Consider the following 25546-nt stretch of genomic DNA (forward strand, 5'->3'; position numbering starts at 1 on the left):
TCGTTCCCCTCCAGAGCGCACCTGATGATCAACCGCGGCACGGGCCCTATGAAAAAAATCCTGGCAATGATGATTCCAGTGGCGGCGATGGCTGGATGCGCAACGGCGCCAACCGCGCAGCGTGGCTGCGTAGCGGAAAAGTTCGACAGCTTCCTGCCGCGCTACATGAGCGATCGCCAGTTCGCCGCCGAGCGCACGGTGTTCCCGCTTGAATCGCTGGCGACGGCGGAAGAAAAGAAAACGCTGGTAGCGCGTGAGCAGTTTGCGGCATCGGCCCTGCTGGCAGACATGATCAGGACCGATCACCTGTCGACCAGGCAGCTCGCAACGCCGGGCGGCATGGAGTTGAACGTGTTCCGGCCCGACTCGGATTCGCTGGTTTATTTCTACCGCTTCCGCCAGCAGGATGGCTGCTGGTACCTGTGGCAATTCGAGGACTCGTCGCTGTGAAAACAGGCGGCATCCGCCGGCAGCCAGGCCGGCCGGGAGCCGCGGCGGGCCGAGTCCCGGGCCTTAAGTAGCGTCCAGCGACTCCGCGCCGGTCATCAGCGATTCCACTGCCCGCTCGAACAGCGGCGAGTATTCCACCGGCCGCAGGCTGCCGTCGCGCATGGCTGCCAGCAGGGCTGCGCGCGAGTACACCAGTGGCGTGGTGTGGTCCGGCGCCGTGAACAGGAAGCCTGCATTGCGCGCCGCCACGGCACCCAGGCGCAGCGGCACGTAACTGCCGCCAGACAGCAGTTCGAAGCCGTTGCCGGCTTGCGCCCATTGCAGCCATTCGTCCTCGTAGCTCGATACCGGGGCCAGTGCCGGGTCGGGCTGCACGGTGGCCAGGACGCCATGCAGCGCAAACTCGGCGCTGAACTGCGGCTGTGCCGGCAAGGCATCGGCATGCGTGGTGGCGGCCAGCGCCGGCTGTCCCGCGTCAATGGCGGCGAAGCGTTCGCGCAAGCCTGCCACGTTCATGCGCGGCGTGGTCGGCATTGGCATATTGTTGGACAGCACATCCATGTGCAGCGACACCAGCTGGTCCAGTGCCGCCTGCGCATCGGCTTCGCTCATGCCGATCGTTGCCAGGCCGGCCCTCAACTCGCGGCCCAGCGACGGCAGCATTTTCATCAGCACCGAGCGTTCCTCCGGCAGGATTTTTTCCTGCGCGCTCCACACCAGTTCCGGCAGCAGCTTGCCGTAATCGGGCTGCTTGCCATAAGTGTGTACCATCACCTGCGCCCAGGTGCCGGTGATGAAATCCATCATGCGGCGGTCGACATTGACCGATTCGAGATGGCCGCGCAAGTTGTCCGCCAGGGCCGCCACGAAAGGCGCCACTTTCACCGCCCGTTCGAAGGCCGGCATCGAGCGGCGCACCACCGGGTCGCATTCGCGCAGCAGGGCGGCCAGGAAGCTATCCAGTTCCAGGGCCGCATCGGCGAACACGGAAGCGTCGTGCTCGTATTGCTGCAAGACCTGGTTGACCAGCCGTTCCACTTCGCCCTGCAGCGGCACGACCAGCGTCGAATCGGCACCGATGCCCACCGCGGCGCTGCCGATGCGGTCCAGCAGATGGCGCGCCGGCAGGTGGGCGCCTTGCAGCACCGCCAGGTCTTTCAGTGCCGCGCGCAGGAAGGGCGCGTGCAGGCGGCTCAGTTGTTCGCGGATGCCTTTGGGAAGCTGCTCGTCATTCAGGATGAACTCGAACAGCAGGCCGACCAGTTCCACCACGATGCGTTCCGAACTGTGCGGCAGGTTTGCCATGCGGTCGAGCAGGGCCAGCGGCGGTTGCGGGCCGCTGCCGGCATGTTCGCGCTGGAGCTGGCGCAAGGCGGTATCAAGCTGCACGCGCAGCGTGTTCTGCGCCTGCGGCGCACTGCGCCGGATGCCCGAGGGATTGAACATGCTGAAGACCAGCTCCTGCAGTTCCGGCTTGGATGGCACATCGGCTTGCCCGTGCAGGATGCTGGGCGGCGAGTCTTGCTGGATTTCCTTCCGTACCGCCCCCAGGCGCGCCACGCGCTGGCGCATGGCGACGTCGGCGTCGGCCTGCCCGGTTGCGGCGCGTTGCCATGCCAGGCGGTCCTGCTCCAGCCGGCTCAGGGCCGAGGGACGTGCCACCAGGCGCGAACGGATGCCGCGCGATTCGAATACTTCGCGCAGGCGGTTGTAGAACTCACCCAGCTCCGCCGTCATGGCGTGCGACAAGGTATCGAACAGCAGTTTGCTTTGCGCCTCGTCTGCCACCATGGCGCTCAGGGCGTCGTACAGGGAGCGCGCCAGCAGGTAAGGGCGGAACGGGTTTTCACGCTCGCGCACTTCGCTGTCGCCGTGCATCTGGGCGATGATCAGGTTCAGGTGGCCCAGGCTCAGTTCGTCCGCGTCGCGCAGCTTCAGCAGCAGGCGCTCGACTTCGATCTGACGCGTTACCACTTCGTCATCGATCAGGGTCAGGGTATCGGCGCGGAAGTCGTGCAGCCCGGTGCGCAGGTCGGTGTGCATGGTCTGCATGGCGCGCGCCAGCAAGCCTGCGTAAGAGCGCTCCATGCGCGCACGCATGGCAGCACCCTGCTCACGCAGGAAGAGGCGGCACGCCCCGGCAAGACGCTGGTCCGCCGGCGGCGCCGTACGCAGGGCTTCGCCCAATACTGCGTCCGCCTGCTCGGTCATCCGTTTGCACATTGTCGCAAAGCCTGTTTGCGCTTCTTCTAGGGCGAGTGCAAGCACCCTTTTCAACGTTTGCATATGCCTAGATTCTATCGAAATGTTGCGCCCAACAGTCAACAATTTAACGGTCGAAAATGTGTCAAAATGCAATTTTGACCGGAGTTTCCTGCAATGCGTATCGCGCTAGTTGCTGCCTTGATGTTAACCGCAGTGTCGGCCCAGGCCGATGTAAGCCTGGTGGGCACCATGAAAGAGAGGGCCCTGTTATCGGTCAACGGGGGCGCACCACGCACTTTCCCGGTCGGTGCCACGCTGCCTGATGGTAGCAGACTGGTTGGCGTCACGTCGGGCGAGGCAACCATTGAAGATGGCGGAAAACGCTATGTCATCCGCCTGGGCGAGTACGCCGCATCCAGGTCAAATGGTGGCGGCAATTCGATGGTGCTGTCGCCCGATACGAACGGCCATTACGCGGTGGCCGGCGAAATCAATGGCTTCCCGGTGAAAATGATGCTCGATACCGGCGCCACGCTGGTGTCGATTCCCGCCGCGCTGGCAGGCAAGATGGGCATCGACTACAAGAACAAGGGCCGCCGCGCCGTCACCAATACGGCGGCCGGCATGGCGCCGGTGTGGATTGTGAAGCTGGATAAGGTGAAGGTGGGCGAGTTCGAATTTGCCAACGTGGACGGCTCCATCAACGAAGCCGGCCTGAACGTCATCCTGCTCGGTAACTCGGTCCTCAAGCGGCTTGATATGAAGACGGAGTCGGGGACTCTGACGCTGACAAAGCGTTTCTAGCATACAGCGCCGCTACCACGTCCGATTGCGTCACGATGCCGGCAAAGCGGTCTTCGTGATCAAGCACGGGGATGTGGTGGAAGCCGGAATCGGCCATCAGCGGCACCAGTTCCGTGATGGGCGTGTCGATGCTGGCCGTGCGCGGGTGCTTCACCATGATCTGGCCGACCACCTCCGGCTTTTCCGAATGCGTGGTGCCTGACGGACGCAGGAAATCCAGCAACTGGCGGCGCATGCCGTGGTAGTCGTCCAGCCCGCCGTGCGCCATGAAGTCGCTGGTGGTGACGATGCCGATGACGCGCCGCACGCGGTTCAGGACCGGCACGGCTGCAATACGGTGCTGGCGCATTTCGCGCCAGGCATCGGCCAGCGGGGTGGCGAATTCCGCCGTCACCACGTCCTTCGACATGATGTCGCCGCAGGTGATGATGCCGAAGCGGCGCTGATAGGCGCGCATCTCGGTCTTCAGGAACAGTTCTTCCAGGTCGTCGCGGCTGATATCGAGTTCCTGGTTGTACTGGCGCAGCACCGCGTCCAGGTCTTCCGGCTGGAAGCCGAAGCGCACCGTCGGCACCTCGTCTTTCGTTGCGTGCGGGTTCGGGTGCGCCAGCTGCTGGCTGTGGGGATAGCGGCGTCCGGTCAGGTTGTTGTAGACGATTGCCGCCAGCACGACCAGCACGCAGTCCACCAGCACCGGTCCCAAAGGCAGGCGATAGCCCATGGCATGCACGGCCGGCCCGCCAATGACCATCATCAGCGCCGTGGCGCCGCCGGGCGGGTGCAGGCAGCGCAGCGCGTACATGGCGGCAATTGCCAGCGGCGTCGCCAGTGCCGCCGCCAGCGGACCGGGGCCGAAGAGCTGCACGCAGGCCACGCCCATCAGGCCGGACACCACGTTGCCGCCAATGACGGCCCACGGCTGGGCCATCGGGCTGGCGGGAAGGCAGAACAGCAGCACGGAAGAAGCGCCAACCGGGGCCACCAGCCACATCGCGTTATCGCCCAGCAGGTAGTGGGCGGCGAAGCTGGTTATCAAAAGGCCAAGCAGGGCGCCGACACTGGCGCGCAGGCGCTGGCGCTGGCTGGTATTGCTGCGGGCGGGAAGCAGGGAAAGAAGCACGGAATTCAGCATCCGGCCATTATCCCACGGTTGGCCGTGACTCTCAGCCACCGGCCCCGTGCGACACAAGGTCAAGCGGCAGGCTGGTGGTGAACTTGATCTGCTCCATCGAGAACGCGGACGAAACGCCGGTCAGTTGCGCGGCCTTGATCAGTTTCTTGTAAAAACGGTCATATCCATCGATATCGGTGGTCACGACTTTCAGCAGGTAATCGATGTCGCCGCTCATGCGATGGAATTCCTGCACTTCCGGCAGCGCCACCACGGCGGCGGCAAACTTTGCCAGCCACTTCTCGTCGTGCTGGCTGGTGCGCACGCTGACAAAGACGGTCACCGGCAAGCCCGCCTTGCGGCGATTGATGATCGCCACGCGGCGGTCGATATAGCCTTCCTCCTCCAGGCGTTTCAGGCGCTTCCAGCATGGCGTGGTCGAAAGGCCAACCTTTTCCGCCAGCTCGGCCACGGACAGCGTGCCATCGACCTGCAGCGCCCCCAGGATCGCGTAATCGAAGCGGTCAAGATCATTCATTTTTATTTATATGGTTATTTGGAATGCTTATTCTACATTAAGGCTTGTTTGAGGTAATTTTGGAATGCCTGATTCACGACTGGTTCGTAAACTATTGAGTATGAGCAAAGAAATCTACCTCGACGGGAATGCCACCACCTGCGTGCTGCCGGCCGCCATTGATGCGGCGGTGCAAGCCATGCGCGACTGCTTCGGGAATCCCAGCAGCACCCACGCAACCGGCCTCAAGGCCAAGGCCATGATGGACGCCGTGCGCCAGCGCGCCAAACGCCTGCTGGGCGTGGGCAACGGCCACATCATGTTCAACAGCGGCGCCACGGAAGGCATCCAGACCGCGGTGCTGTCAGCGCTGTGCGCCTTGCGTGAACGCCGTGAGCGCGGAGAAGCGATCGGCGGCCTGCTGGTGTATGGCGCCACCGAACACAAGGCCGTGCCGGAAGCGCTGGCGCACTGGAATCGCTTGCTGGGCCTGGGTCTCGAACTGAAAAAGCTGCCGGTGGACGGCGACGGCCGCCACGACCTGGCCGCGCTGCGTGCCTTGGCGCCGCAAGCGGCCTTCGTCTGCACCATGGCCGCCAATAACGAAACCGGCGTGGTGTCCGACCTGGTTGGCATTGGCGCCACGCTGGCAGCCAGCAAGGCGCTGTGGATGGTCGACTGCGTGCAAGGCCTGGGCAAGCTGCCGCTGGACCTGGGCAACACGCGCATCGACTACGCCCCGTTCTCCGGCCACAAGCTGTACGCGCCGAAAGGCATCGGCATGCTGTATGTGCGCGAAGGCGCGCCATACACGCCGCTGGTCATGGGCGGCGGCCAGGAAGCCGGGCTGCGCTCCGGCACCGAAAACATGGCGGGCATTGCGGCGCTGGGCGCCGTGCTGGCTGCGCTGGAAGAAGGCGGCACCTTCCGTTCGCCGTCGGAGCTGCACGGCTTCCGCGATAAACTGGCCGCCAGCCTGCGCGCAGCTTTCCCCGGCATCGTGTTCAACGCACCGCTCGACAAGGCGCTGCCGACTACCCTGAATTTCTCCGTGCCCGGTTTGTCGAGCAAGGAGCTGCTCGATGTATTCGACGCCGCCAATGTGCGCGTCAGCGCCGGCAGCGCCTGCTCCGCCGCCAAGGCTGCACCAAGTTATGTGCTCGATGCAATGGGCCTGCCGGCCTGGCGCAGCAGCAGCGCGGTGCGCATGTCCTTCGGTCCGCTCGCCAGCGAAGAGATCATCAACGAAGCCTGCGCCCGCATCGAACGCTGCGGCATGGCGCTGCGCGACGCAGGCCTGATGGATACGCCGGTGTCCGGCGCCGTCGTGCCGGAAGGCGTGCTGCAACTGAGCCTGGCGGGCAATCACACCTGGCTGCTGCTGGACGAGCCGTCGCGCCAATGCATCGTGATCGACCACCAGGCCGAACTGGGCGAACGTATTGACAGCCTGCTGCACAGCCACGGCTACAAGCTCGCGGCGCGTCTCAGCACGCGCGACGGCGGCGAAACCGACAGCTTCGCTTTCGGCGCACACGCGGTGCGCCGAGTGGCGCTGGATTCAACGCGCTCGGCTTACCTGCTGTGCAGCGGCGACAAAGTCGACTACGCCTTCACCGGCCTGGCGGCGTTGTCCGAACTTGCCGGCAAGGTGCCCGCCGATGCGTTGGTATGCGCCGGCCGCGAAGAAGTGAACGCCTGCTGCACCAGCTTGCGCGCCGAGGCTCAGGCCAGCAAGGCGAGCACGGAACTGAACCTGGACAGCATCGCCCTGGCGCGCCTGCTGGAAGCGCAACCCCAAGCCGTGCTGGTGGACGTGCGCGAAACCTACGAACAAGCCGCCTGCATTCCCGGCGGGCGCGCAGCGGAAAGCGTGCCGCTGAGCCGTCTGGCGGCCTTCGTGCCGGGCTGGCTGGCGGCCGTCGACCAGCCGCCGTTGGTGTTCTTCTGTCGCAGCGGGAACCGCAGCGCCAAGGCAGCGCAATGCCTGCGCCGCCTTGGCTACCGGAATGCCTACAGCCTGGCCGGCGGCGTCGCGCTCGCCGCGCCCGAGTTGGCGCTGGCTGCATGATTTTGTGAGCTTGTATCCTGTTTGCGGCGGCCTGCGGGCCGCCGTTTTTTTTGTGCCAACCGGCTCAGAGCTTCATTTCCAGCATTGCACGGAACAGGACGCTGGTCGGGGTGATGGTGGTGTCGCTGCGTCGCCCGGTGGCCTCGACATAGGAAGACTGCGCCAGGTTGTCCTGACGCAGCATGTTCGATGCCGACAGGCGCAGCTGCGTCTTCGGCGTGAACTTCCACAAGCCATACAAGTCCAGCGCGCGCTTCGGCACCGAATAGGCGTACTGCCTGTCGGAGATGCGCACTTCGCCGCCGCCCTGGTAGCTGTAGGAGCCGCCCAGGGTCAGCGGCAGCTTGTCCAGCTTCCAGTCCGCGCCGACGGTGCCGCTGACCGGCACCTGCTGGTCGAGGCGGTTGTTCGGGCCCGGTACGGTGTCGAGCTTCGACCAGCTGCGCGTCAGGTTGGCGCGCATCTCGACGCCCGGTGCTTCCTTCATGATCGAGCGCAAAGGCAGCTTGGCTTCCAGCTCGATGCCGTAAGTGTTTGCGGTGCCGGCATTGACCGGGCGCGACACCCACACGCCATCGATCAAATCCACCCGGCGGCGCGTGATGTCTTCGATGCGGCGCGCGTAAGTGCTGGCCGACAGCAGGCCGCCGCCTTCACCCAGGTAGTGCTCGAACGCCAGGTCCAGGCCCCAGGCCAGTTCCGGCTTCAGGTTCGGGTTGCCCATCATGTCCGGCGAAGTCGAGCTGTTGTTGTTGGAGGTGAAGCGGCGCGGAATCAGGTCGCCCACCCCCGGCGCCTTGTAGGTGCGGGTCAAGCCGAAACGCACCTGGTCCTTCTTCTTGTCGCCCAGCTTGTACAGGGTCTGGAACAGCGGGCTCAATACGCTGGAGTTGTTGTCGATGCTGCCGTAGTCGGTGCCGGTGCTCTTGATGTTCACCCCTTCCCAGCGCAGGCCAAAGTAGGCGGACCAGCGTTCGGTCACGTTCCATTCGTCCTGTGCGTAGGCCGCCAGGCGGGTCACGTCGGCGGAAAAGACTTCGTCAAGGTTCTGCGGCGCGATGCCGGCCGGCGCGCGCAGGTATTCTTCGCGCTGGATGCGGTCCTCATCGCGCTTGCTGTAGCCGATATCCCAGCCGGTAGCCAGGGCGTGGCCCGGCACGATCGGGCTGGAGTACTTGCCGGTCGTGGTGAAACCCTTGTCGGTCGACTCGGAAGTGACGCTGCGCTTGCGCTCAAATTGCGTGCCGGTCTGCAGGTTCGGCGCGCCCACGTTGCGGTGGTTGTAGTTGAGGCCTGCCTTCATATCCAGCTTGGCGCCGTCGGCCAGCGGGCGCGCCCAGCTCAGATCCGTGCGGAACAATTCCATGTCGGCCTTGATGTCCTGGTCCAGGCTGCTGAACATCGGCTCCTGGCCGTACACGGTGCTGATGCGTTCCGTGTTGTGGGCGCGGAAGCGGTTGACCGCAATGAAGCTCTGCGAAGTGATCACGTCGCCCGGCTTGATCGCGTAGTTGATGCGCGGCGCCAGGTTGAAGTTGCGGAAGTAGCCTTCGCTGGTGGCTTCGCCCCGGCGCAGCAATGGTGCGCTGCCGCCAGCTTCGGTGACGGTATGGCTGGGGCGATCGAAATCGCCGTGTAGGAAGCCGCCGCCGATCGAATACGACCACGGCCCCTTGCGGTCGGACATCTGCAGGTTGACGCTGGCGCCGGGCTGGCCGTTATCCGATTGCAGGCCGGCCTTGATCTCGGTCTGCGCGGTGGAGATGGCTTTCTTCAGCACGATGTTGATGCCGCCGGCAATGGCCTGGGTGCTGAACTCGGCGGTGGCGGCGCGCATCACTTCGATGCGCTCGATCATGTCCGGTGTCAGCGAATCGAGCGAGAAGCCCGGTGGCGCAGGCTCGCCGTTCAGCATGATGGAGGTGTAGCCGCTGCCCAGGCCGCGCATGCGGATATTGCCGCCGCGGCCTTGCACGCCGTCCAGCGTGATGCCTGGCAGGCGCTTGAGCACTTCGCCGATGCTGGTGTCGCCATTCTTCAGGATCTCCTCCTGCGTCACGACGATCTTGGTCGCGGTGTCATTGCGGCGGATATCCATCGCCGCGCTGCCCTTGATTTCAACCTTGGGCGTGGCGTTTTCGACGGGAGTTTGTTCCTGGGCGTAAACGCCGTGCAGGGCCTGGACGATCAGCAGCAGGGGGAGGGCGATTTTCTTCATGCAAATGGCGGTGGCTTTTGGGAAACTCAACAGGATACACTGCCGCGTGCCGAACTTAGCAAAAAAACTCGTGCTCTTTCTGATGCGAAATTTTGCGCCTGAAACGCACTGATCTGTAAGAAACCCATATGTACGCTAGCGAACAGTCGCATGTCGTGCGCCCGCCTACCATTGCTTGGAACATACTGCCGGTCTACACGGCAGTTCCAAGAATAAGTGTGAGGCCCCCCTTGAAAGAGAACCCTTTTTTATGGCCGGCCGCAAGTGCCGGTTTCAAGGAATCGGAATCGGGGTCCCTGGAAAAGGGGACCGGTGAGGAAGATGATTTGCCGCTGCGCGGTGAGCTGTTCAGCGCGCAACAGATGGAGCAGCATGGCCGCGCGCTTGCCGCCAGCCATGAGCTCAGCAAGCGTGGCGGCGGCGACCGCCTGCTGGCAAGGCTGAGCGAGAACGAAGCGCTGATCGGCGCCACCTGCGAGGGCCTGACCGAAGCGGTCAAGGAAGGCCGCCAGATCACGCCGGCATCGGAATGGCTGCTTGACAATTTCTACCTGATCGAAGACCAGATCCGCACCGCGCGGCGCCACTTGCCCAAGGATTACAGCAAGGAGCTGCCGCGCCTGGCGAAGGGCGCGCCGGAAGGCACGCCGCGCGTCTACCAGATCGCCCTGGAAATCATCGCGCACGGCGACGGCCGCGTCGATCCGGAAAGCCTGAGCCGTTTCGTCGAAGCCTATCAGGAAGTGGCGACCTTGAAGCTGGGCGAGCTGTGGGCCATCCCTATCATGCTGCGCCTGGCGCTGATCGAGAACCTGCGCCGCGTGGCGGCGCGCGTGGCGGAAAACCGCTTCCAGCGCGACCTGGCCAATAGCTGGGCCGACCAGATGGTGGAAATCGCCGACAAGAACCCGAGCGGCTTGATCTTGCTGGTGGCTGACATGGCGCGCTCCGAGCCGACCATTACCAGCGGCTTCGTGGCCGAACTGGCGCGCCGCTTGCAGGGACAAAGCCCGGTGCTGACCCTGGCGCTCAACTGGATCACCTACCGCCTGGCGGAGTCCGGCCAGACCATCGAGCAGCAGATCCAGGCTGAAATCCATTTGCAGGCAGCCGAGCAGGTCTCGATCGCCAACAGCATTGGCAGCCTGCGCTTCCTCGGCACCATGGACTGGCAGGAGTTTGTCGAGACCATGAGCGTGGTCGAGCAGTCCTTGCGCGAAGATCCGGCCGGCACCTACCCGGACATGGACTTCTCCACGCGCGACCAATACCGCCACAGCGTGGAACGCATGGCGCGCTATTCGCGTGCCACTGAGGCGGAAGTGGCGCAGCAGGCGCTCGAGCTGGCGCGCACGCGCGCCGCCGACCAGGACACGCGCCTGCATCACGTTGGCTATTACCTGGTCGGCGACGGCATGCTGCTGCTGGAGCGCCAGGTCGGCGTCCGCCTGCCGCCGCTGCGCTCCCTCAAGCGCACCATGCGCACCTCGCCCTTGCTTTCCTATCTCGGGGCAATCGGCGCGCTGTCGGTGATCGCCACTGCGCTGATGCTGGAGCGCGCCTGGCGCGACGGCGTGCAGCCGTGGGCGCTGCTGGTGCTCGGCATGCTTGCCCTGATGGGCAGCAGCCAGCTGGCGCTGGCCCTGGTCAACTGGGTGGCGACGCTGTTTGTCGAGCCGCGGCCCTTGCCGCGCATGGATTTTCGCAATGGCATTCCGCCCGATGCGCGCACCATGGTGGCGGTGCCGGCCCTGCTGTACAGCCGCGAGAACGTCGATGAACTGTGCGAGCAGCTCGAGGTGCGCTTCCTTGCCAACCGCGACCCCAACCTGCGCTTCTGCCTGTTGACCGATTTCGCCGACGCGCAGGAGGAAACGCAGCCGGCCGACGCCGCCCTGACCGAGCGCGCCGCCGCCAATATCGCGCGCCTGAACCTGAAATACACGGAGCAGGGCGCGGCCGCGCCCTTCCTCCTGCTGCATCGCCCGCGCCGCTGGAACGCTGCGCAGCGTACCTGGATGGGCGAAGAGCGCAAGCGCGGCAAGCTGTCCGACCTGAACCGCTTCATGCGCGGCGGTGCGCAGGATGCGTTCGCGCTGATCGTTGGCGATATAGACGACCTGCCCGACTTTAAATACGTGATCACGCTCGATAGCGACACACAGCTGCCGCGCGATGCCGCGCGCCAGTTTGTCGCCACCATGCGCCATCCGCTCAACCTGCCGCGCATCGACCTGCGCCTGCGGCGCGTGGTGGCCGGCTACGGCATCCTGCAGCCGCGCGTCGCGGTCAGCCTGCCGAGCGAGAACGCTTCGCGCTACGAAAAACTGTGCGGCGGCGAACCGGGAATCGATCCGTATACCCGCACCGTCAGCGACGTCTACCAGGACGTCTTCGCCGAGGGGTCCTTCATCGGCAAGGGCATCTACGATGTCGACGTGTTCGAGGAAGTGCTGGGCGGGCGCCTGCCGCAGAACCGCATCCTGAGCCACGACCTGCTGGAAGGCTGCTACCTGCGCGCCGGCCTGCTGAGCGACGCGCAGCTGTATGAACACTATCCGTCGCGCTACCGCGACGACGTGAGCCGGCGCCAGCGCTGGATGCGCGGCGACTGGCAACTGCTGCCATGGCTGATGCGGCGCGTGCCGCTGGCGGGCGGCAAGCATGAAAGGAATCCGCTGTCGGCGCTGTCGCGCTGGAAGCTGTTCGACAACCTGCGCCGCAGCCTGGTGGCGCCGGTCCTGACCTTGTCGCTGCTGATGGCCTTTGCCGCCTTGCCGCACCCGTGGTTCTGGGCCTGCGCCGTGTTGGCGATCATCTTCCTGCCGCCGCTGGTGAGCGCCATCCACGACCTGGCGCACAAGCCCGACGACACGCTGTGGAGCCAGCATGCGCCGGCTTCGCTGCGCCGCAGCGCCATGCAGTTCGCGCACGCCTTGCTGACGCTGGTATTCCTGCCGTACGAGGCCTATGTCAGCCTGGACGCCATCGTCCGCACCGGCTGGCGCCTGCTGGTATCGCGGCGCCGCTTGCTGGAATGGCGGGCATCGGGGCTGTCGCATGCCGGCACCAGCCTGGCCAGCAACTGGCGCACCATGTGGATCGCGCCGCTGCTGGCGCTGGGAGCCGGTGCCGGCCTGGCCGTGTTGCGCCCGCAGGCCGTCGAGGCGGCGCTGCTCTTCGTCGCGGCATGGTTCGTCTCGCCGGTGGTGGCATGGTGGATCAGCCTTCCCATAGCGCGCGTGCAGCGGGCGTTGAAGGAAGACCAGAACCTGTTCCTGCACAAGCTGTCGCGCAAGACCTGGCTGTGGTTCGAGACCTTCGTCGGCCCGGAGGACAATTGGCTGCCGCCGGATAATATGCAGGAGCATCCAACCCAGGTGGTGGCGCATCGCACCTCGCCCACCAATATGGGCATGGCCCTGCTGGCCAACCTGACCGCCTACGACTTCGCCTACATTTCCGGCGCACAGCTTGCGGCGCGCACGGCCAGCACGCTGGACAGCATGTCGCAGCTTGAACGGTACCAGGGCCATTTCTACAACTGGTACGACACCCAGTCGATGAAGCCGCTGCATCCGATCTATATCTCCACCGTCGACAGCGGCAACCTGGCCGGGCACCTGCTCACGCTGCAGGCCGGCCTGGTCGGCATTGCCGAACTGCCGATCGTGCATCCGAACCTGGCGCAAGGCCTGGCCACCACCTGCGCCCTGGTGCGCGAAGCCGCGGCAACGGCGGGCAGCGTGGCAGCCGATTCACTGGCCGCGCTGGAAGTGGCCATTGCTGCGCCGCCGCCCACCTATCCGCCAAGCCTGCGGCAGCAGCGCGCCTGGCTGCTGCGCGCCTGCGAGGGCGCCGAACTGTTCCTGCGCCAGGCCTCGGTGCCGCTCGATCCACAAGTTGCGGCGTGGGCCGGTGCGCTGCATGTGCAGTGCCGCAGCCTGCTGGACGAACTGGATGGCTTCGCGCCCTGGATCACGGCGCAGGCCGAAGCGCAATACGACACGACGCTTGACCGCGTACCGACCTTGCGCGAACTGGCCAGCTGGCCCCTGCCGGGGGCGGTGCTGAGCGACCTGGCGCCCGACGAGCGCGAACGCCAGCAGCAGCTGGCGACGCTGGTGGAGCAGGGCGCGGCGCGCGCGCGCGAGCGGCTCGACACGCTGAACCGGCTGTCGCACCAGGCCAACGAATTCGCCCAGTGCGAGTACGGCTTCCTGTTCAACCAGACCACCAAGCTGCTGGCCATCGGCTATAACCTGAGCGAGCGGCGGCTGGATGCGAGCTGCTACGACCTGCTGGCCTCCGAAGTGCGGCTGGCCAGCTTTGTCGCCATCGCCCAGGGACAACTGCCGCAGGAACACTGGTTCGCCATGGGACGCCAGCTTTGCATCGTGCACGGCCAGCCGGTGCTGCTCTCCTGGAGCGGCTCGATGTTCGAGTACCTGATGCCGCTGCTGGTGATGCCGACCTACCCGAGCACCTTGCTGGACCAGACCTACCAGTCGGTGGTGGCGGCGCAGGTGGAATACGCCAGGCAGCGCAATGTGCCGTGGGGGATTTCCGAATCGGGCTACAACACCACCGACGCGGCGCTGAACTACCAGTACCGCGCCTTCGGCGTACCGGGCATCGGGCTGAAACGCGGCCTGGCGGAAGACCTGGTGGTGGCGCCGTATGCCACCATGCTGGGGCTGATGGTCGACCCGGATACCGCTTGCCAGAACCTGCAGAAGATGGCGGCCATGGGCTTCATGGGACGTTACGGCTTCTACGAGGCGATCGATTACACGGCGGCGCGCCTGCCGCGCGGCCAGCAATACGCCATCATCAAGTCCTTCATGGTGCACCACCAGGGCATGGGCTTGCTGGCGCTGAGCTACGTGCTGAACGGCCGGCCGATGCAGCGCCGCTTCGAATCCGACCCGCTGCTGCAGTCGACCCTGCTAGTGCTGCAGGAACGCAGCCCGCGCATCGGCGCCTTCCATTCGGCCAGCGCGGAGCAGGCCTCGGTGCGCAGCACGGTGCCCGAGCAGGCGGCGCCGATGCGCATCATGAGCCAGCATACGCCGCCGGTGCCGGAAACCCAGCTCCTGTCGAACGGCCGCTACCACGTGATGGTGAGCAGCGCCGGCGGCAGCTACAGCCGCTGGAACAACCTGGCCGTGACCCGCTGGCGCGAAGACAGCACGCGCGACAACTGGGGCCAGTTCTGCTACGTGCAGGACGTGGAGGACGGCGCCGTCTGGTCCACCACCTACCAGCCGACCCAGGCCGAGCCGAAGCGGCTGGAGGTGATCTTCTCCGAAGGCCGGGCAGAATTCCGCCGCAGCGACAACGAGATCGAGCTGTACACGGAAATCGTGGTGTCGCCGGAGGACGATATCGAAATGCGCCGCACGCGCATCAGCAACCATTCCGACCGGCGCCGCATCATCGAGGTCACCAGCTTCGGCGAAGTGGTGATGGCGCCGGCGCCGGCGGATAACGCGCACCAGGCATTCAGCAAGCTGTTCGTTCAGACCGAGATCGTGGAGGACGAAAGCGCCATCCTTTGCACGCGCCGCCCGCGCGGCAAGGATGAGAAAACGCCTTACTTGCTGCATGTGATGACGGTGCACGATGCGCAGGTCCAGCAGGTCTCCTATGAAACCGACCGGGCGCGCTTCATCGGCCGCGGCAACACGGCGCACGCGCCGCTGGCGCTGCGGGAGCCTGGGCCGCTGTCCGGCAGCGAGGGCTCGGTGCTCGATCCCGTGGTGGCAATCCGCTACCGTATTGCGCTGGAGCCGGGGCAGGTGTCGGTGATTGACGTGGTGACCGGCATGACCGACACGCGCGATGCCGCGCAATACCTGATCGACAAATACCAGGACCGCCACATGGCGGACCGCGTGTTCGAGCTGGCATGGACGCACAGCCAGGTGGTGCTGCGGCAGCTGAATGCCAGCGAAGCCGAGGCCCAGTTGTACGCGCGCCTGGCCAACCATGTGATCTATCCGAATGCGGCCCTGCGTGCCGATGCCGGCGTCCTGGTGCGCAACCAGCGCGGCCAATCCGGCCTGTGGGCCTACGCCATTTCCGGCGACTTGCCGATCGTACTGATGGAAATCCGCGACGCCGCCAATATCGAACTGGCGCGGCAGCTGGTGCAGGCGCACGCCTACTGGCGCCTGAAAGGGCTGGTGGTGGACCTGGTGATCTGGTACGAGGACCGCTCCGGCTACCGCCAGGCCCTCCATGACCAGATCATGGGCTTGATCGCTTCCGGACTTGATGCGCAGGCGATCGACCGGCCGGGCGGCATCTTCGTGCGGCCGACCGATGGCATCGCGCCGGAAGACCGGGTGCTGCTGCAGACGGTGGCGCGCGCCGTGCTGAGCGACGAACGCGGCACGCTGGCCGACCAGTTGAAGCGCGGCGTGGCGCCCACGCTGCGCATGCCGCCGCTGATGGTGGAAGCGCGCGCCGAAGCGTTTGAACGCGATGCCGCGGCGGGCGTCCCGTTGCCGGATGACTTGATCCTGGTGAATGGCCTGGGCGGTTTCACGCCGGACGGCAAGGAATATGTGATCGCCACCAGCGCCGGACAACGCACGCCGCTGCCGTGGTCGAACGTGATCGCCAACGCGCAGTTCGGCAGTGTTGTATCGGAAAGCGGCCAGGCCTACACTTGGCAGGAGAACGCGCATGAGTTCCGCCTGACGCCATGGCATAACGACCCGGTATCGGATCTGAGCGGCGAAGCGTTCTACCTGCGCGACGAGCAGAGCGGCCGTTTCTGGTCGCCATGCGCCTTGCCCGCGCCGGGCGCAGGCAGCTACCTGACGCGCCACGGATTCGGCTATTCTTCGTTCGAGTACGCGGAAGCGGGCATCAACAGCCGCATGACCACCTTCGTGGCGCTGGATGCGCCGGTGCGTTACACGGTGATCCGCGTACGCAACGATTCCGACCAGGCGCGCAAGCTGTCGGTAACGGGCTACGTGGAATGGGTGCTGGGCGATATGCGCTCCAAGTCAGGCATGCATATCGTGACTGAAATCGATCCGGTGACCGGCGCCCTGTTTGCACGCAACGCCTACAACACGGAATTCTCCGGCCGCGTAGCCTTCTTCAATGCCGATGCTTCCGTGCGCAGCGTGACCTGCGACCGCACGGAATTCATCGGCCGTAACGGCAGCCTGGCCCGGCCGGCAGCGCTGCGGCGCGTGCGCTTGTCGGGCAAGGCCGGCGCGGGACTGGATGCCTGCGCGGCGATCCAGGCGCCATTCGAGCTGCAGCCGGGGCAGGAGCGAGAGATCGTGTTCGTGCTCGGCATGGGCGGCCGCCGCAATGCCGACGCCACCAACGTGGTGCAGCGCCACGGCGGGCGCGGGGCGGCGCTGCAGGCGCTGGGCGAAGTGCATGCGCATTGGGACAAGGTGCTGGGCGCGGTGCAGGTGCAGACGCCGGAGCCGGAGCTCGACGTACTGGCCAATGGCTGGCTGATGTACCAGACCATTGCCTGCCGCATGTGGGCGCGCAGTGGCTATTACCAGAGCGGCGGTGCGTTCGGCTTCCGCGACCAGCTGCAGGACGCGATGGCGATGGTGCATACGCGCCCCGACATCCTGCGCGAGCATTTGATCCTGTGCGCGGCGCACCAGTTCGTGGAGGGCGACGTGCAGCACTGGTGGCATCCGCCTTCCGACCGAGGCGTGCGCACGCACTGTTCGGATGACTACCTGTGGCTGCCGCTCGCGGCATGGCGCTATGTGTCCAGCACGGGCGATATGTCGGTGCTGGATGAGCAGGCGCCCTACCTGGAAGGCCGCCCCGTGCAGCCCGAGGAGGATTCCTATTACGACATGCCGAGCCGCTCGGCCCATGCGGGTGACTTGTACGAGCACTGCGTGCGCGCCATCCGCAACGGCCTGCGGTTTGGCGAACATGGCTTGCCGCTGATCGGCTCCTGCGACTGGAACGACGGCATGGACAAGGTGGGCGAGCATGGCAAGGGCGAGAGCGTGTGGCTGGCCTGGTTCCTGATCGAGGTGCTGCAGCGCTTTGCCGAAGTGGCCGAGAGGCGCGACGACTCCTCTTTCGCCAGCGAATGCCGCGAGCAGGCCAAACAGCTTGCCGCCAATATCGAAGCCAATGCCTGGGACGGCCAGTGGTATCGCCGCGCCTACTTCGACGACGGCACCCCGCTCGGCTCCGCGCAGAACGAGGAATGCCAGATCGACTCGATCTCGCAAAGCTGGGGCGTGCTGACCGGCGCCGCCGACAAGGCGCGCGTGGAAGGCGCGATGGAGCAGGTGGAAGCGCGCCTGGTGCGGCGCGAGTTCGGCCTGATCCAGCTGCTCGATCCACCGTTCGACAAGTCCGCGCTCAATCCCGGCTATATCCGCGGCTACGTGCCGGGCGTAAGGGAGAACGGCGGCCAGTACACCCACGCCGCCATCTGGACTGTGATGGCCTTCGCGCGCCTGGGCGATGTTGAACGGGCCTGGGACCTGATGCGGATGATTAATCCGGTACGGCACGGTTCCGATGCCGAATCCTGCGCGCGCTACAAGGTCGAGCCGTACGTGGTGACCGCCGACGTCTACGCCGTCGAGCCGCACGTCGGCCGCGGCGGCTGGAGCTGGTACACCGGTTCTTCGGGCTGGATGTACCGCCTGCTGCTGGAGTCCCTGCTCGGCCTGACGCGCCAGGCCGACAAGCTGCTGCTGGCGCCGCGCCTGCCGGCATCCTGGCCCGGCTTCACGCTGCACTACCGCCACGGCAGCAGCACCTACGTCCTGCGCATCACCCGCGGCGAAGCCACCGCCTCGCCAACGGAAATCGCCCTGGTCGACGACGGCACCACCTACGAGATAGACATCAAAGTGTGATTTGAAAGTCGGGGTCAGGTCTGGCAACAGGACATTTGCGCTGCGCAAATGTCCTGTTGCCAGACCTGACCCCGACTTTAGGTGTGCTATCCTCTGCGCGCTTGTAACAACAGAGAGATGCCATGTTCCGACTGTCTTTGACTGCTGCTGCGTTGGCGGCTGCGTTTGCGCTACCCGCGCGGGCGCAGGATCCGCTGAGCTTTGCGCGCTACGACCAGGTGCGCACCACCGACCTGCACCTGGACCTGCGAGCCGACTTCACGCGCAAGACGCTCGACGGTTATGCGGAACTGTCGCTGAACTGGATCGACAAGTCGGCGCGCACCCTGGTGCTTGACACGCGCCAGCTCAAGATCGCGCGCGTGCAAGTGCAGCGCCCTGACGGCAACTGGGCGCCGGCCTCCTTCATGCTCGACAAGCAGGATCCGAAGAAGGGCCGCGCCCTGCGCATCGCCCTGCAATCGCAGCCCGAGAAAGTCCGCATCTATTACCGTACCGCGCCGACCGCGAATGCGCTGCAGTGGATGAATCCCGAGCAGACGCTGTCGGGCAAGCGCCCCTTCATGTTCAGCCAGTCGGAAACCATCGATGCGCGTTCGTGGGCGCCGGTGCAGGATACGCCGGCGGTGCGCTTCACCTACAGCGCCCATATCGACGCGCCGGCCGGCATGCGCGTGGTGATGAGTGCGGAAGGCGACCAGCATGCGACCGGCAAGGGCGGCTGGAACTTCAAGATGCCGCAACCGATCCCGGCCTACCTGCTGGCCATCGCCATCGGCGAAATCGAACTGCGCAACCTCGGTCCGCGCACCGCGGTGTACGCGGAGCCCGGCCGCATCGATGCCGCTGCCTACGAGCTGGCCGACACCGAGAAGATGATCAATGCTGCCGAAGCGTTGTACGGCCCTTATCGCTGGGGGCGCTATGACATGCTGGTGCTGCCGCCATCGTTCCCGATCGGCGGCATGGAAAACCCGCGCATGACTTTCCTGACCCCGACCATGATCGCGGGCGATCGCAGCCTGAACGACCTGATCGCGCACGAACTGGCGCATAGCTGGTCCGGCAACCTGGTGACCAACGCTTCGTGGAAGCACTGGTGGCTGAACGAGGGCTTTACCACCTACGTCACCACCCGCATCGTGGAAAGCCTGTACGGCAAGGAAGTGGCCGACATGAACCTGCAGGTGGAGCAGGCCGAAGCCGTCGCGTCGTTGAAGGACATCCCGCCCGCCAAGCAGGCCTTGCTGACCAAGGACCCCGACACCAACCCGGACACCTACACCGACGAGGGCCTGGCCTACCCGAAAGGCGCCTGGCTGCTGCACACGCTGGAGCAGCGTGCCGGCCGCGACGTGTTCGACCCCTTCCTGCGCGGCTGGTTCGACCAGCACGCCTTCCAGTCGGCGACCACCGCCGAATTCGTCGAGTACCTGCGCAAGAACCTGCTGGCAAAAAATCCCGCCATCATGGGCGATGCGGAGCTGGACGAATGGCTGCACGGCAGCGGCATCCCGGCCGGCGCGCAGTACGTGAATTCGCCGCGCCTGGCCGCGCTGGACGGCAAGCGCGACGCCTGGTTGAAAGGCGACCTGGGCACCAGCCTGCTGGAGACGCAGCAGTGGACCGCGCTGGAGTGGATGCATTTCCTGAACGGCATCGACAGCAAGGCCAATGCTGCGCAAATGAAGGAGCTCGACGAGGCGTTCAAGCTGCGCGATACGAAGAATAATGAAATCGGCTTCCGCTTCCTGCTGGCGTCCGTGCATGCGGGCTACGGCGTGCGCGAGCCGTTGAATGCCTTCCTCATGAGCGTGGGGCGCCAGAAGTTCGTGGTTCCGCTGTACAAGGCGCTGCTGAACAACCCGAACGAAGCAGCATGGGCCAAAGGCGTCTACGCCAAGGCGCGGCCGCGCTACCATCCTGAGACCCAGGGTTCCGTCGACAAATTGCTGAAGAAATGACCATGCTGCTGAAGAAACGAATTGCCACCCTGCTCATGCTGGCCTTCGCAGCCAGTGCCGCCATCGGCGCGCCGGCCATCGCCGCGGCGGAAGGCGCGGTAGCCGCCGCCGCTGCCAGTGCGCCAGCCTTCGACCTCGAGCGTGACGTCAACCTGGCGCTGAAGACCTTCGACGTGCCCGGCATGGCCATCGCCATCGTCAAGGACGGCAAGGTGGTGGCGACCAGGGGCTTCGGCGTGCGCCGGCTCGGCAACCCGGCGCCGGTCACGGAGCAAACGCTGTTCGAGATTGCCTCGAACTCGAAAGCCTTTACCGCTGCCGAACTGGCGCAGCTGGTGGACGAGGGCAAGCTGGGCTGGGACGACCCGGTTACCAAGCACCTGCCGGGTTTCCAGATGGCGGACGCCTACGTGACCCAGGCCATGACCGTGCGCGACCTGCTGGTGCACCGCAGCGGCCTCGGGCTGGGCGCCGGCGACCTGCTGTGGTGGCCGACCACGACCTTCAGCACCGATGAAATCATCGACCGCCTGCGCAACGTGAAGCTGGCGACCAGCTTCCGCAACAGCTACGCCTACGACAACCTGCTGTACATCGTGGCGGGCAAGATCGTTGCGCAGAAGTCCGGCAAGAGCTGGGAAGAGGCGACGCGCGAACGCATCCTGGCGCCGCTGGGCATGAACGGCAGCACCACCAATGTCGATGACATGCTGAAAACGGCCGACTATTCGGCGCCGCACAGCAAGGTCAATGGCAAGGCCGCCGTGGTCAAGCCGATGCCGGTGCAAAACGCGGTTGGCGCGGTCGGCATCCAGACCAATGCGCAAGACATCGCCAAGTGGATGCAGGTCCTGCTCAACGAAGGCAAGATGGAGAACGGCAAGCAGCTGTTCAGCGCCAAGCAGGCGCGCGAGATGTGGACCCAGCAAACACCAATGAAGATCAGCGAGCCGAAACCGGCGCTGGCTGCCACCAGGCCTAACTTCGCGGCGTACGGCCTGGGTTTCCAGCTGCGCGATTACCGCGGCCGCAAAGTCGCCATGCACGGCGGCGCGCTGCAGGGCTTTTATTCGCGTATCGTGATGGTGCCGGAAGAGAAGCTGGGCGTGGCCATCTTCACCAATGCGGAGAACGGCCCGGTCATGACGGCGCTGCAATGGCGCATCCTGGACCACTACATGGGCGCGGCGCCGACCGACTGGATCAAGCTCTACGCCGAGCAGGAAGCTGAAATGCACAAGGAAGAACTGGCGCGCCAGGGCAAGCTGTCCTCGGCCCGGGCGGCGGCATCCAGGCCTTCGCTGCCGCTGGCATCCTACAACGGCGACTATAACGATCCCTGGTATGGCACGGTGAGCATCAGGCAGGAAGGCGGCAAGCAGCTCATGTCGTTCAGCCGCACGCCGGATTTGACCGGCACGCTGGAGCACTTCCAGCACGACACGTTCATCGTGCGCTGGAAGGAGCGCAATTTCAACGCCGATGCCTATGTGACGTTTTCGCTGAATCCGGACGGTTCGATTGATCGCATGAAGATGGCGCCAGTGTCCACCGAGACGGATTTCAGCTATGACTTCGCCGATTTGTCCTTTACTCCGGTGAAAAAATGACAAAATTCCGACAAACTTGAAACGAAGTGTGAGAATCATTCATGTGCGCATGCAGCATAATAGCGGCTGGTTTGTGCACTTGGGAGAATGAATGACTAGCCTGATCGTTTCAATTGCCGTCGTCTTGGGCGGTCTTTTCGTTGCCGGATACGGCTTTGTCACCTTGATGAGCCGCCTGCAATCCCGCTAGGAAGCTCCAGTTCAAATACCTTGCGCTTGCGCGCCGCGATCTCCCCCAGGGCGCGCTGGAAAGCCGGGTAGCCGTTCAACAGCTTGTCGAAACTGCCATCGGCTTGCGCAAGTTTCAAGCCTCGCTCCACCCGCTCCGCCATCGCCTTGTTGTCCTTGCTGACAAAGAAATAGAACGGTACGCGGTAATGCAGGAAGATCGTCGGTTCCACCATCAATCCATCCTTCCCATACACCTTTTCCTCGGCCCAGGCCTCGTGCACGCCGCGCGGCATGTAGTCGAAGCGCTTTGCTTTCAGCATCGGGAACAGCGAACTGTAATTGACCGTCGTTTCAACCGGCAGGCGGTTGTGGCGCAACACATCCACCGAAGGCCAGTTGACGCCCGCGCCGGCAACGAGCTTGCGCAGGTCGCCCAGGCTGCGAACCTCGCGGAAGCGGGCTTCATCCTCCTTGCGGATCATGAAGACGCGGTAATCGTTCAGCTCGCGCACCAGGGAGATGCGAATCGGCAGCAGGTCGCGTTCGCGCTCGGCGTTGGTGCCGTCCCACATGATGTTGATGACGCCATTGCGCTTGAGTTCCAGGGCGCGGCGCGGGCTGGTCAGTTCGTGGGGATAGAACTCGATGGAGAAGGGGCCGTCGGTCTTTTCCAGCGCGAGGCGCAGCAGCAGGTGAAAGTAGGTGACCTGTACCTCGGAGCCAGGCGTGACCGAGGGCAGGACGAAGCGCATCAGCGGCGCATTGGCCGCGTCGCCCGCATTGGCCAGGGTGGATGCTGCCGCCAGCAGCAAGCCGGCGGCAGAGCGTTGCAGCTTTTTCAGCACTGATTACTGCGGCTTGACGAACTTCAGCGTCATGCGGTCGCTCTCGCCAATGGCAGCGTACTTGGCGCGGTCCTTGTCCTTGTTGGTGAAGGTCGGAGGCAAGGCCCACACCCCGTTCTCGTGGTTGGCGTCATCCTTGGCATTGGCGTTGACTTCAGACTTTGCCACCAGCTTGAAGCCGGCCTGTTCGGCCATCTTGATGACATAGGCTTCGTGCATATAGCCGGTACTGGCCTTGGCATCCTGGGTCATGGCGGACGGCAGGCGGTGTTCTTCCACGCCGAAGATACCGCCTGGTTTCAGCGTGTCGTAGATGCTGGCCATCAGCTTCTTCATGTTCTCGTCGCCGGTGCCGATCCAGTTATGGATGTTGCGGAACGTGAGCACCATGTCGGCGCTGCCTTTCGGCGCGTAAGTGTATACGCCGTTGCCCGGTTCGAAGGCGCCCAGCACCACCTTGTCGCGGCCCGGCTGCTTGGCCAGGAACTCCTGGAAGCGTTCAGCCGACTTGCGCACGCGTTCGTCGGCCGATTGCGGGCTGGAGCCGGCGGTAATCAGCTTGCCCTGGTCGCGCAGGTAAGGGGCCAGGATTTCGGTGTACCAGCCGCCGCCCGGCGACAGTTCGACCACCGTCATGTTCGGCTTGATGCCGAAGAAGGTCAGGGTCTCGTAAGGATGGCGGTACTGGTCGCGTTTGACGTTGTCCGCGTTGCGGGTAGGGCTGGCGATTGCAGCTTTCAGGGCAGGATCTGCCAGTGCAACGCCGGAAAAACCGGTAAAGCCAACGGCCAGCAGGCCGGCCAGGACGTACTGTTTCATTCAGGAGTCTCCTTTTTTCGTTGGGCAGGCGACGCAGCGGCTCCGGTCGCCCGGGACTTGATGATCGTGCAAGCTGGCCGCCCGGTCAAGTGTCCGCGCGGACGGTGTGCGGACACTGCCCGGACACTTTTTGCGGATATGTTTCAGCTTTGTACAAGCTTTACACAATGGCATAAAAATTGCGTACGATTTGATCCCTGCAAGCTGTCTTAGGTAAAAACGATAACCCTGGAGAGACTATGGAACGACGTGCATTCCTCAACATGAGCGGCGGTGCAATGGCTGCCATGATGATGCCTTTTGGCCGCGCCATTGCGGCCGACGAGCTGGTAAAGCCCGTGGAAGTGAAGTTCAAGAAGATGCTGGCAGATACCGCGCTGACCGCGGCCACCCAGGCCGGCGCCAGCTACTGCGACGTGCGCATCGGCCGCTACCTGAACCAGTTCATCACGACCCGTGACCTGAACATCGAAAACGTCACCAATACCGAATCCGCTGGCGTGGGCGTGCGCGTGATCGCCAACGGCGCCTACGGCTTTGCCGCCACCAGCGACATGTCGCCGGACGGCGTGGCCGGCGCGGCGCGCCAGGCGGTCGCCATCGCCAAGGCGAACGCCAAGCTGCAGGCAGCCGGCGTGCAGCTGGCGCCGACGCCGGGCGTGGGCGAAGTGTCGTGGGCGACCCCGATCAAGAAGGACTGGCGCACCGTGCCGATCAAGGAGAAGGCCGACCTGCTGATCACCGCCAACAAGGGCGCGCTGGAAGCCGGCGCTTCGTTCATCCAGTCCTTGCTGTTCCAGGTTAACCAGCAGAAGTACTTCGCTTCCACCGACGGTTCCTATATCGACCAGGACCTGCATCGCCTGTGGGTGCCGTTCTTCGCCACGGCCGTTGACAAGTCGACCGGCAAGTTCCGCAGCCGTTCCGACCTGGGCACCCCGGTCGGCATGGGCTATGAATACCTGGACGGCCGCAAGGAAGACAAGATCAAGGCAGCGGGCGGCGTTGCCACGCTGTACAACCGTACCTATGACCTGGTCGAGGATGCGAAGGCCGCCGGCCGCCAGGCCAAGGAAAAGCTGACCGCCAAGTCGGTCGAGCCGGGCAAGTACGACCTGGTGCTGTCGCCGGAACATATGTGGCTGACCATCCACGAATCCGTCGGCCACCCGACCGAACTCGATCGCGTGCTGGGCTACGAGGCCAACTTCGCCGGCACTTCCTTCGCGACCCTGGACAAGCAGCAGTCGAAGAAATTCAAGTACGGTTCGGACCTGGTCAACATCGAGGCAGACAAAACCATCCAGGGTTCGCTGGGGGCGGTCGGCTACGACGACGAAGGCGTCAAGTGCAAGAAGTGGGACATCATCAAGGACGGCATCCTGGTGAATTACCAGGCTACGCGCGACCAGGCGGCGGTGATCGGCGAGAAAGAATCGCACGGCTGCTCCTACGCGGACTCCTGGAGCAATGTGCAGTTCCAGCGCATGCCTAACGTTTCGCTCAAGGCTGGCAAGAAGAAGATGACCCCGGACGAACTGGTGAAAGACGTGAAGAAGGGCATCTACATCGTGGGGGCCGGTTCCTTCTCGATCGACCAGCAGCGCTACAACTTCCAGTTCGGCGGCCAGATGTTCTACGAGATCAAGGACGGCAAGATCGGCCAGATGCTGGAAGACGTGGCTTACCAGTCGAATACCCAGGAGTTCTGGAACGCCTGCACCGCCATGTGCGATGAGCGCGACTGGCGCATGGGCGGCTCTTTCTTCGACGGCAAAGGCCAGCCGATGCAGGTGAGCGCGGTGTCGCACGGTTCGTCAACTTCGCGATTCAACGGCATCAACGTGATCAACACTGCACGCAAGATCGGCTAAGGCGA

Annotated in this window: 13 protein-coding genes; 7 read left to right on the forward strand and 6 right to left on the reverse strand. The window is 64.6% G+C overall.

Features of this window, described 5'->3' with window-relative positions:
* Positions 1 to 48 precede the first annotated feature (48 nt).
* Positions 49 to 450, forward strand: a complete 402-nt coding sequence (locus tag ACN9M3_RS03720) for a hypothetical protein (RefSeq protein ID WP_426167667.1) — start codon at positions 49 to 51, stop codon at positions 448 to 450.
* A gap of 63 nt (positions 451 to 513) precedes the next feature.
* Here the strand turns inward: ACN9M3_RS03720 and ACN9M3_RS03725 are convergent, their stop codons facing one another.
* The gene (locus ACN9M3_RS03725; RefSeq protein ID WP_426320624.1) at positions 514 to 2736 is read right to left on the reverse strand and encodes a DUF1631 family protein; all 2223 of its coding nucleotides are present in this window, start codon (positions 2734 to 2736) and stop codon (positions 514 to 516) included.
* Between the two features lie 93 nt (positions 2737 to 2829).
* On the opposite strand from ACN9M3_RS03725, the gene ACN9M3_RS03730 reads away from it, so the two are divergent.
* The gene (locus ACN9M3_RS03730; protein WP_426320626.1) at positions 2830 to 3459 is read left to right on the forward strand and encodes a TIGR02281 family clan AA aspartic protease; all 630 of its coding nucleotides are present in this window, start codon (positions 2830 to 2832) and stop codon (positions 3457 to 3459) included.
* Here the strand turns inward: ACN9M3_RS03730 and ACN9M3_RS03735 are convergent.
* Positions 3401 to 4591, reverse strand: coding sequence for an HPP family protein (locus ACN9M3_RS03735; RefSeq protein WP_426320628.1), 1191 nt, complete (start codon positions 4589 to 4591; stop codon positions 3401 to 3403). The genes ACN9M3_RS03730 and ACN9M3_RS03735 overlap by 59 nt on opposite strands.
* 31 nt (positions 4592 to 4622) lie before the next feature.
* Positions 4623 to 5108, reverse strand: coding sequence for an Lrp/AsnC family transcriptional regulator (locus ACN9M3_RS03740; protein ID WP_426320630.1), 486 nt, complete (start codon positions 5106 to 5108; stop codon positions 4623 to 4625).
* 100 nt (positions 5109 to 5208) lie between these two features.
* Between ACN9M3_RS03740 and ACN9M3_RS03745 the strand changes: the two genes are divergently transcribed.
* Positions 5209 to 7158, forward strand: coding sequence for an aminotransferase class V-fold PLP-dependent enzyme (locus ACN9M3_RS03745; RefSeq protein ID WP_426320632.1), 1950 nt, complete (start codon positions 5209 to 5211; stop codon positions 7156 to 7158).
* Between the two features lie 64 nt (positions 7159 to 7222).
* Here the strand turns inward: ACN9M3_RS03745 and ACN9M3_RS03750 are convergent, their stop codons facing one another.
* Positions 7223 to 9376: a TonB-dependent receptor plug domain-containing protein gene (locus ACN9M3_RS03750; RefSeq protein ID WP_426320634.1), complete on the reverse strand. Its 2154-nt coding sequence runs from the start codon at positions 9374 to 9376 to the stop codon at positions 7223 to 7225.
* A 230-nt stretch (positions 9377 to 9606) separates the two neighbouring features.
* Between ACN9M3_RS03750 and ACN9M3_RS03755 the strand changes: the two genes are divergently transcribed.
* From ACN9M3_RS03755 to ACN9M3_RS03765, 3 genes are all read left to right on the forward strand, one after another.
* Complete coding sequence (locus ACN9M3_RS03755) at positions 9607 to 18258, forward strand: GH36-type glycosyl hydrolase domain-containing protein (RefSeq protein WP_426320636.1); 8652 nt, start codon at positions 9607 to 9609, stop codon at positions 18256 to 18258.
* A gap of 122 nt (positions 18259 to 18380) precedes the next feature.
* Positions 18381 to 20222 (forward strand): M1 family metallopeptidase, encoded by a 1842-nt coding sequence (locus ACN9M3_RS03760; protein ID WP_426167683.1) that lies wholly within the window; start codon positions 18381 to 18383, stop codon positions 20220 to 20222.
* Between the two features lie 2 nt (positions 20223 to 20224).
* A complete protein-coding gene (locus ACN9M3_RS03765) occupies positions 20225 to 21832 on the forward strand; it encodes a serine hydrolase (RefSeq protein WP_426320639.1) in 1608 nt (535 codons plus the stop codon).
* Positions 21833 to 21990: 158 nt separating this feature from the next.
* Here the strand turns inward: ACN9M3_RS03765 and ACN9M3_RS03770 are convergent, their stop codons facing one another.
* Together ACN9M3_RS03770 and ACN9M3_RS03775 are read right to left on the reverse strand one after the other, a co-directional pair.
* Positions 21991 to 22848 carry a substrate-binding periplasmic protein gene (locus tag ACN9M3_RS03770; protein ID WP_426167687.1) on the reverse strand — a complete coding sequence of 286 codons (858 nt, stop codon included), beginning with the start codon at positions 22846 to 22848 and terminating at the stop codon, positions 21991 to 21993.
* Positions 22849 to 22851: 3 nt separating this feature from the next.
* Positions 22852 to 23667 carry a class I SAM-dependent methyltransferase gene (locus ACN9M3_RS03775; protein WP_426167689.1) on the reverse strand — a complete coding sequence of 272 codons (816 nt, stop codon included), beginning with the start codon at positions 23665 to 23667 and terminating at the stop codon, positions 22852 to 22854.
* 239 nt (positions 23668 to 23906) lie between these two features.
* Between ACN9M3_RS03775 and ACN9M3_RS03780 the strand changes: the two genes are divergently transcribed.
* Entirely contained in the window at positions 23907 to 25541 is a 1635-nt protein-coding gene (locus ACN9M3_RS03780) for a TldD/PmbA family protein (RefSeq protein WP_426167691.1), read from the forward strand.
* Positions 25542 to 25546 lie beyond the last annotated feature (5 nt).

The sequence above is a fragment of the Pseudoduganella sp. R-43 genome (genome assembly GCF_049913255.1).
In the GTDB taxonomy this organism is placed as follows: domain Bacteria; phylum Pseudomonadota; class Gammaproteobacteria; order Burkholderiales; family Burkholderiaceae_D; genus Rugamonas.

What these genes read in the sequence shown, in the direction of transcription:
- ACN9M3_RS03760 (WP_426167683.1), top strand. Translation starts at nt 18,381, where the DNA reads ATGTTCCGACTGTCTTTGACTGCTGCTGCGTTGGCGGCTGCGTTTGCG.
- ACN9M3_RS03765 (WP_426320639.1), top strand. Translation starts at nt 20,225, where the DNA reads ATGCTGCTGAAGAAACGAATTGCCACCCTGCTCATGCTGGCCTTCGCA.
- ACN9M3_RS03745 (WP_426320632.1), top strand. Translation starts at nt 5,209, where the DNA reads ATGAGCAAAGAAATCTACCTCGACGGGAATGCCACCACCTGCGTGCTG.
- ACN9M3_RS03725 (WP_426320624.1), bottom strand. Translation starts at nt 2,736, where the DNA reads ATGCAAACGTTGAAAAGGGTGCTTGCACTCGCCCTAGAAGAAGCGCAA.
- ACN9M3_RS03735 (WP_426320628.1), bottom strand. Translation starts at nt 4,591, where the DNA reads ATGCTGAATTCCGTGCTTCTTTCCCTGCTTCCCGCCCGCAGCAATACC.
- ACN9M3_RS03750 (WP_426320634.1), bottom strand. Translation starts at nt 9,376, where the DNA reads ATGAAGAAAATCGCCCTCCCCCTGCTGCTGATCGTCCAGGCCCTGCAC.
- ACN9M3_RS03720 (WP_426167667.1), top strand. Translation starts at nt 49, where the DNA reads ATGAAAAAAATCCTGGCAATGATGATTCCAGTGGCGGCGATGGCTGGA.
- ACN9M3_RS03740 (WP_426320630.1), bottom strand. Translation starts at nt 5,108, where the DNA reads ATGAATGATCTTGACCGCTTCGATTACGCGATCCTGGGGGCGCTGCAG.
- ACN9M3_RS03730 (WP_426320626.1), top strand. Translation starts at nt 2,830, where the DNA reads ATGCGTATCGCGCTAGTTGCTGCCTTGATGTTAACCGCAGTGTCGGCC.
- ACN9M3_RS03775 (WP_426167689.1), bottom strand. Translation starts at nt 23,667, where the DNA reads ATGAAACAGTACGTCCTGGCCGGCCTGCTGGCCGTTGGCTTTACCGGT.
- ACN9M3_RS03780 (WP_426167691.1), top strand. Translation starts at nt 23,907, where the DNA reads ATGGAACGACGTGCATTCCTCAACATGAGCGGCGGTGCAATGGCTGCC.